At 50.5% G+C, this 8,105-nt stretch carries 8 protein-coding genes and 1 other RNA gene; 6 read left to right on the plus strand and 3 right to left on the minus strand.

What is annotated here, in order from left to right:
- The coding region (locus NZ772_01045; GenBank protein MCS6812153.1) for a Uma2 family endonuclease at positions 1–455 on the minus strand (455 nt) is incomplete at its 3' end.
- Between the two features lie 138 nt (positions 456–593).
- Between NZ772_01045 and metH the strand changes: the two genes are divergently transcribed.
- The 5 genes from metH (at position 594) to NZ772_01070 (ending at position 7,031) form a co-directional block, all read left to right on the plus strand.
- A complete protein-coding gene (gene metH, locus NZ772_01050; GenBank protein MCS6812154.1) occupies positions 594–4,214 on the plus strand; it encodes a methionine synthase in 3,621 nt (1,206 codons plus the stop codon).
- A 140-nt stretch (positions 4,215–4,354) separates the two neighbouring features.
- On the plus strand, positions 4,355–5,590 hold the full coding sequence (locus NZ772_01055) for an LL-diaminopimelate aminotransferase (GenBank protein ID MCS6812155.1): 1,236 nt from the start codon (positions 4,355–4,357) through the stop codon (positions 5,588–5,590).
- A 42-nt stretch (positions 5,591–5,632) separates the two neighbouring features.
- Positions 5,633–6,256: a hypothetical protein gene (locus NZ772_01060; GenBank protein ID MCS6812156.1), complete on the plus strand. Its 624-nt coding sequence runs from the start codon at positions 5,633–5,635 to the stop codon at positions 6,254–6,256.
- Positions 6,257–6,412: 156 nt separating this feature from the next.
- A complete protein-coding gene (locus NZ772_01065; GenBank protein ID MCS6812157.1) occupies positions 6,413–6,856 on the plus strand; it encodes a hypothetical protein in 444 nt (147 codons plus the stop codon).
- On the plus strand, positions 6,849–7,031 hold the full coding sequence (locus tag NZ772_01070; GenBank protein MCS6812158.1) for a hypothetical protein: 183 nt from the start codon (positions 6,849–6,851) through the stop codon (positions 7,029–7,031). The genes NZ772_01065 and NZ772_01070 overlap by 8 nt, the downstream gene beginning before the upstream one ends.
- A 30-nt stretch (positions 7,032–7,061) precedes the next feature.
- Here NZ772_01070 and ssrS read toward each other — a convergent pair.
- Positions 7,062–7,246, minus strand: a non-coding RNA gene (gene ssrS, locus NZ772_01075) — 6S RNA.
- 75 nt (positions 7,247–7,321) lie between these two features.
- On the minus strand, positions 7,322–7,726 hold the full coding sequence (locus NZ772_01080) for a 4Fe-4S binding protein (GenBank protein ID MCS6812159.1): 405 nt from the start codon (positions 7,724–7,726) through the stop codon (positions 7,322–7,324).
- Positions 7,727–7,834: 108 nt separating this feature from the next.
- On the opposite strand from NZ772_01080, the gene NZ772_01085 reads away from it, so the two are divergent.
- A partial coding sequence (locus NZ772_01085) for a thioredoxin domain-containing protein (GenBank protein ID MCS6812160.1) occupies positions 7,835–8,105 on the plus strand: 271 nt, incomplete at its 3' end.

Raw genomic sequence — 8,105 nt, forward strand, 5'->3', positions numbered from 1 at the left:
GCTGCATATTCCTGACGTTTCTCGATGTAGTCTCGACGGTAGTTGTCACTCTCTTCATCACCAGGGGAGACTACTTCTACCACCAACGCTGGGGCAGGCATTTCTAAGGTAATGAGCGATCGCTGATCACCCACTAAGGCTGCGGATCCTGCCTCGGTTAAAACGATCAAATCGGGGTATCGGCTCGTTGCCTTACTTCTAGGCGTTTCCAATTCTGTGCCACGGCGAAGTTGGGCTAAAGGCAGCAATCGGGAAAAGGTGACTAGCAGGAATAGGCCAATTAACACGTTGCGATCAGTCTCAGCCCCCATTTCCACTAGCACCCCATCCACCAGTTCATAGCGAGTCTCCGTGCCGTCGTCATAGTTCAGGTACTCCTCAAGGGTCATGGGGAGACGTATAGTGCTAGTCTGTAGCTTGCCAGAGGTGATCGTCATGGGCTGAATTGTCATCATCTCCACAGTTTTATCTTAAATCACCAGATTGCCCGCCAAGGTGCCAATGTCTCAAACCCACAGAAATCAACCTAGCGTCTCATCAGCAGTTCAGGGCATAATAATGTCATTTATGTAAACAGTTGTTACGTAACAGCCATGACTCATCCCTTCCTTGAGCGACTGCATCATCCCGATCGGCCTGTGATTGTTTTTGATGGGGCAATGGGCACCAATCTTCAGGCGCAAAACCTGACTGCTGAGGACTTTGGTGGAGCAGAGTATGAAGGCTGTAACGAGTATCTGGTTATTACCAAGCCTGAAGCTGTTGCTAGGGTACACCGAGACTTCTTGCAAGCGGGAGCTGATGTTATCGAAACCGACACCTTTGGGGGCAGCACCTTTGTGTTGGCAGAATACGGGCTAGGCGATCGAGCCTACGAGTTGAATAAGGCAGCGGCTGAACTAGCAAAGCGTGTTGCTGCTGAATTTTCTACCCCAGACAAGCCTCGTTTTGTAACTGGATCCATAGGGCCAGGAACCAAGCTGCCTACCCTAGGACATATCGATTACGACACCCTGAAGGCAGCATTCACCGTCCAAGCCGAGGGACTCTACGATGGCGGTGTGGATTTATTCACCGTAGAAACCTGCCAGGATGTATTGCAAATTAAAGCCGCCCTGAATGCCATCGAAGCAGTGTTTGCTCAAAAAGGTGAGCGCCGTCCATTAATGGTGTCAGTGACGATGGAAGTACAAGGCACCATGCTTGTTGGCACTGATATCAGTGCCGTGTTGGCTATCCTGGAACCTTACCCGATCGACATTCTGGGGTTAAACTGTGCAACTGGCCCCGATCGCATGGCTGACCACATTAAATACCTCACAGATCACGCCCCCTTCACTATTTCTTGCATTCCCAACGCAGGGCTGCCGGAGAACATCGGTGGTCACGCCCACTACAAACTCACCCCCATGGAACTACGGATAGCCCTACATCGGTTTGTGGAAGATTGGGGTGTGCAGGTGATTGGTGGTTGCTGTGGCACCCGTCCTGACCACATTGCCCAATTAGCAGAACTAGCCAAGGGCCTCAAACCCAAACCCCGCAATGTGCGCACCTATACCACTACCTCCGAACTTCGGCCAATATTTCACTACACCCCTGCTGCTGCATCCATCTATAGCGCCCAGCCTTACAACCAAGACAACTCATTCCTGATTGTGGGGGAACGCTTGAATGCTAGTGGATCCAAAAAATGCCGGGAACTGTTGAACGCTGAAGACTGGGATGGCTTGCTGGCGATGGCGCGGGAGCAGGTGCGGGAAGGCTCCCACGTGCTGGATGTGAACGTGGACTATGTAGGCCGGGATGGCGTGCGCGATATGCGGGAGTTAGTATCTCGGCTAGTAACGAACACAACGCTTCCCCTGATGCTCGATTCCACGGAATGGCAAAAAATGGAAGCAGGGTTGAAGGTAGCGGGGGGCAAGTGCCTGTTGAACTCGACTAACTATGAAGATGGCGAGGAACGCTTCTTCAAGGTCTTGGAGCTGGCAAAGCAGTATGGTGCTGGGGTTGTGGTGGGAACGATCGACGAAGAGGGCATGGCTCGCACCGCAGACAAAAAGTTTCAGATTGCCCAGCGTGCCTACCGGGATGCCCTAGAGTTTGGTATCCCTGCCCATGAAATTTTCTTTGATCCCCTAGCACTTCCTATCTCGACGGGTATTGAAGAAGACCGAGGGAATGGCAAGGCTACGATCGAGGCTATTCGCCGGATTCGTGCTGAGCTGCCTGGATGTCATATTATTCTGGGGGTATCCAACATTTCCTTTGGCTTGAACCCAGCAGCCCGGATTGTCCTCAATTCCATGTTCCTCCATGAAGCTGTCCAGGCGGGAATGGATGCAGCGATCGTCAGTGCCAGCAAAATCCTGCCCCTAGCTAAAATTGAGCCAGAGCAGCAAGAAGTCTGTCGGCAACTAATCTACGACCAGCGTCAGTTCCAAGGAGATATTTGCACCTACGACCCCCTAACTGCCCTCACCAAGCTGTTTGAAGGTAAGTCTGCTAAGGATGCCCGCCAAAAATCATCTCTGGCTGAGTTGCCGATCGAAGAGCGCCTAAAACGCCACATTATTGACGGTGAGCGCATCGGCTTAAATGATGCCCTAGCGATCGCCCTAGAACAGTATCCACCTTTGGAAATCATCAACACCTTTTTGCTAGATGGCATGAAAGTAGTGGGGGAGCTGTTTGGTTCTGGACAGATGCAGTTGCCCTTTGTATTGCAATCGGCAGAAACCATGAAAGCTGCTGTTGCGTACCTAGAACCATTCATGGAAAAAGCTGATAGTGGCCAAGCCAAGGGCACTTTTGTGATTGCAACAGTCAAGGGTGATGTTCACGACATTGGGAAAAACCTGGTGGATATCATTCTCACCAACAATGGTTATCGGGTAATTAACCTGGGGATCAAGCAGCCCGTTGATGCCATCATTGAAGCCTATGAGCAACACCATGCTGACTGCATCGCCATGAGCGGCCTGTTGGTGAAATCCACAGCTTTTATGAAAGAGAACCTAGAGGTGTTTAATGAGCGGGGAATCACCGTGCCTGTGATTCTGGGCGGTGCTGCCCTTACCCCTAAGTTTGTCTATGAAGATTGTCAAAATACCTACAAAGGTCAGGTGATTTACGGTAAGGATGCCTTTGCTGATTTGCACTTCATGGATCGACTCATGCCTGCGAAAGCAGCAGGACTGTGGGATGATTTTCGGGGCTTCTTGGATGAAAATGGCACGGTGACTACTCAGGTACAAACCGATTCAGACCAGTCTTCCAGCACTGATGAGCCAGCGACTAGTAGCGAGGAACCTACAGATGACCTCTCTGTGGTTGATGAGCGCCGTTCAGAAGCAGTTGCGATCGAGGTGGATCGTCCTACCCCTCCTTTTTGGGGCACCAAAATCCTCAACCCAGCCGACATTCCCCTAGAGGAACTGTACTGGCATTTGGACTTGCAGGCCCTATTTGCTGGCCAGTGGCAATATCGCAAGCCCCGTGAGCAATCTCGTGCCGATTACGATGCTTGGCTGCAAGAGACGGTGTATCCTATCCTGCACCGCTGGCAACAACGGATTGCGACAGAAAACCTGCTCCATCCCCAAGCGGTGTACGGCTATTTTCCCTGTCTAGCAGAAGGGAACTCGTTGTATCTCTACGATCCCCAGATGGCAGCTACGGGTGAATTTGCCGTTACGGAACCGATCGCCACCTTTACCTTCCCGCGCCAAAAATCCATGCGTCGTCTCTGCATTGCCGACTTTTTCTTACCGAAGGAACTGGGCATTGAACAAGGTCGGTTTGATGTGTTCCCCATGCAGGCAGTGACCATGGGAGACATTGCCACCCAAGTGGCCAAAGAACTGTTCCAGTCTGACCAATATACTGACTATCTCTACTTCCACGGCATGGCGGTGCAGATGGCAGAGGCCTTGGCAGAATGGCTCCACGCCCGCATTCGTAAAGAGCTAGGGTTTGGCAGCGAGGAGCCTGATAACATTCGCGACATGCTAGCACAGCGCTATCGGGGATCACGGTATAGTTTTGGCTATCCAGCTTGTCCTAACATTCAAGATCAATACAAACAGTTAGAACTTTTAGGGGCCGATCGCATTGGCCTATCCATGGATGAGAGTGAGCAGCTTTACCCAGAACAGTCTACGACCGCCATCATCGTCCACCATCCTGTGGCCAAATACTTCAGTGCCTAGGGCGGGTGCATGGTTAGGACGATCGCCTGTTGCTGTAAGCTAAATATTTGTTCTGTGTCATGATGTCCCTTGCTAATCCGTTGTTGATGCAGTGACCAATGACAAGATCGATGCTCAATGACCAGTAACCCATAACCACCATGGCAACCATCAACGACAATTATTTGAAACTAAAGGCTGGCTACCTATTCCCGGAGATTGCCCGCCGGGTAAATGCTTTCGCCGAGGCACATCCCGAAGCAACGATTATCCGCTTGGGGATTGGGGATGTCACTGAGCCGCTACCCGCTGCTTGCCGCGCAGCAATGATTGCCGCTGTAGAAGAGATGGGCGATCGTGCTACCTTCAAGGGCTATGGCCCTGAGCAGGGTTACGGTTGGCTGCGAGAAAAAATTGCTACCCATGATTTTCAAGCCCATGGGTGTGACATTAGTGCCGATGAGATCTTTGTCTCCGATGGTTCCAAGTGCGATACAGGCAATATCTTGGACATTTTTGGCCATGACAATACGATCGCCGTTACCGATCCGGTCTATCCCGTCTATGTAGATACCAATGTAATGGCAGGGCACACGGGCGAGGCCAACGACCACGGTGAATACAGCGGCTTGGTGTATTTACCCATTACTGCCGACAATCAGTTCACAGCCCAGATTCCCAGCCAGAAGGTAGACCTCATTTATCTCTGTTTCCCCAACAACCCTACTGGAGCTACTGCCAGCCGAGAGCATTTACAGGCCTGGGTAGACTATGCCCGCGCCCACGGTTCCATCATTTTCTTTGATGCTGCCTACGAAGCGTTCATCACCGACCCTGCCTTGCCCCATTCCATCTACGAGATTCCAGGAGCTAGAGACTGCGCTATTGAATTTCGCTCTTTCTCCAAAAATGCTGGATTTACCGGTACCCGCTGTGCTTTCACCGTTGTGCCCAAGGGCTTGACGGCTAAGGCTGCCGATCAGTCTGATGTGGAACTGTGGAAACTGTGGAACCGCCGCCAATCCACGAAGTTCAATGGGGTGTCATACATTGTCCAGCGGGGAGCTGAAGCGGTCTATTCCCCTGAGGGGCAAGCGCAGATTAAGGCACTAGTCAGCTTTTATATGGATAATGCTCGACTGATTCGTGAGCATCTAACCGCTGCAGGTTTGCAGGTCTATGGTGGCACAAATGCCCCCTATGTCTGGGTTAAAACCCCCAATGGCCTCTCTAGCTGGGACTTTTTTGATAAGTTGCTGCACAATTGCCATGTAGTGGGTACACCGGGTTCCGGTTTCGGAGCGGCTGGGGAAGGCTACTTCCGCATCTCTGCTTTTAACAGTCGAGAGAATGTGGAGGAGGCCATGCGGCGGATTACTCAGACGTTTATTCCCTAAGCCTTTTATTACCTAAACCTTTAGTAGTAGGAGTTAGGCGCTTTGGGTGTTGAGTTACGCAGCTATGTTTATCTCGATCGTCTGCAACCGCAACATGCGGCGTATATTGGCACCGTTTCCTCTGGATTTTTGCCCTTACCTGGCGATGCCTCCCTGTGGCTAGAAATTTCTCCTGGCATTGAGATTAATCGACTAATGGACATAGCCCTAAAGGCAGCAGTGGTGCGACCGGCGGTGCAGATTGTAGAACGTTTGTATGGCTTGCTAGAAGTGCACTCCAGTAACCAAGGTGAAACAAAGATCGCAGGGGAGGCTGTGCTAGCGGCGATCGGTGCTAAGCAGCATGACTGCCGCAAACCTCGCATCCTATCCAGTCAGATCATCCGTAACATTGATCCCCACCATGCCCAGTTAATCAACCGCGCTCGCCCTGGACAAATGTTGCTTAGCGGTCAAACCCTCTATGTCTTGGAAATGGAACCCGCTACCTATGCGGCCCTTGCCGCTAACGAAGCTGAAAAAGCAGCCCTGATTAACATCTTGCAAATCTCGGCAGTGGGTAGTTTTGGGCGACTCTACCTAGGGGGCGAAGAACGTGACATTATTGCTGGGGCTAATGCGGCGATCGCTGCCCTAGAAAACTGCGTCGGGCGCACTCAGTACTAATGTTACGACACTCACCAATTCTCCAAAAGCCAGCGACATAACCTATTAGTTCGTAACTATTAATTCGTAATCAGGACTTAAGTCCTTACTACAAGCTATCCGTAGCCATGGTATGGAGAAGTGGTACTAGACTGATAAACGAGCTTCTAGTTCTGTTTGCGATCTCACCCCCTATACTCCCCACTCTGCCAAATCAATACCGTCGAAACCCTAAAATGGTCTGGCAAAAAAGCTCGCCAATCCCTCAAGTTGGGATTGAGTATTGCCTGTGGTTATATTTCCAACATGTCAGAGGGCTTTTTCTTTAGTTCGATCTACAGGCCGATCGCTGGCATGGATATTGGTCTTGCATTTGTGTTGCTTCTGATGGGGCCTAGCATCTCCATGGAAACCGTTCCCAACCAGGACATTCGACAATCCTTCAAAAATGCTGCCATCTTTGCTGTCATGGGTGAGCTAGGTTTAGGACTAACGGCACTAGCGGCTGAAATCCCCATTCTGATTAGAGTAATCATCGGATTACTGTTTGGCATGTTTGGAGCTGGAGAAGCCTGCCTCAAGCACCTTACCCTACGATTAGTACTCTATAGCAATGGATAGCAATGAACTCATCCCCTGGAACTATGCCCGTTTTCTCAACTACGCTACAGACTTAACCTGTTTGCCAAAGGTAGGTGGCGGTTACATCTTCATCCATCACCTGCTGCTAGAGTATTTCGCCGAGTCGGGCATGATCGCCTCACCAATCTGCGATCAACCCTACCGCAGCAACTAACGTAAACAGACTAAAGAACAAGGTTGAAATGAGTTCCCCGCAACGCCGTCTTACCTCAGTTTTTGACCTGGATAAATCCAGGTGGGTACCGATAGTCTGACTTAAAGTTTCCGGATACAAGTCCGGTCTACTGCCATCAGCGCCTTTAAGGTGCCCATATTCAACAAGCATAGATCATAAAACAATGTTGGCAGTCACCAACGCCGCAGCAGAACTCGTAGCCTATTGTAGCGGACTTAATCTCGGAATTGGTAGCATTGCTGTGACATTCCCGTAAGCCAGCCTCTAGACTAAAAATTTGTGGAGATTGCTTGCACTGGGCAAGTGGGAATGCACTGCTCACAGACTACACAGCGCGATCGCAAAAAGGTCAGCCGAAAGGTTTTAGGATCCAGGGTCAATGCCTCTGTCGGGCAGACTCCAGTGCACAGACCACAGTGCACACAGGTGTCATCGTTAATTAAAATTTCACGGCTAGCTAGGGAGACCCCAATGCCCTGAGAGGTCATCCAGTCGATCGCTGCATCCAGTTGATCAATATCTCCGGCTAGTTCCAGCACGAGCTTCCCGATCTGATTAGGAGCAATATGGGCGCGAATAATACTAGCAGCCACGTTAAAGTCCTTGGCCAGCAAGTACGTGACCGGCATTTGGATCGATCGCTGAGGAAAGGTTAACGTGACGCGCTTTTTCACAGTTTGTTACAGTAGTAGAGGCCTAACATCACAACTGCAAAATTTAACTGAATCCAACTAAATCCAACTATTGGTAAACTTCAGACGACCACCTAGAGGATCGTAACCATGACATCTAACCCCGCTTCCCCTCAACCTAACCACGAATCAGCTAGTGAACTTCCCTTAAGCCAGACTGTCCGCAACTTGCTGATTGTAATTGTGGCAATAGTCCTTAGTGTAGCGGTCTTTCTAGGATTACGCACTCAAACCACAACGGTATCTCTAGATGCTTTGGCTGCTCGCTCAATTCCCCTAGAAATTGCCCTGAAGAATGGCAAACCAACGTTAATTGAGTTTTATGCTAACTGGTGCACTACCTGTCAGGCTATGGCAGGGG

The organism is Cyanobacteriota bacterium, assembly GCA_025054735.1.
In the GTDB taxonomy this organism is placed as follows: Bacteria; Cyanobacteriota; Cyanobacteriia; order SKYG9; family SKYG9; genus SKYG9.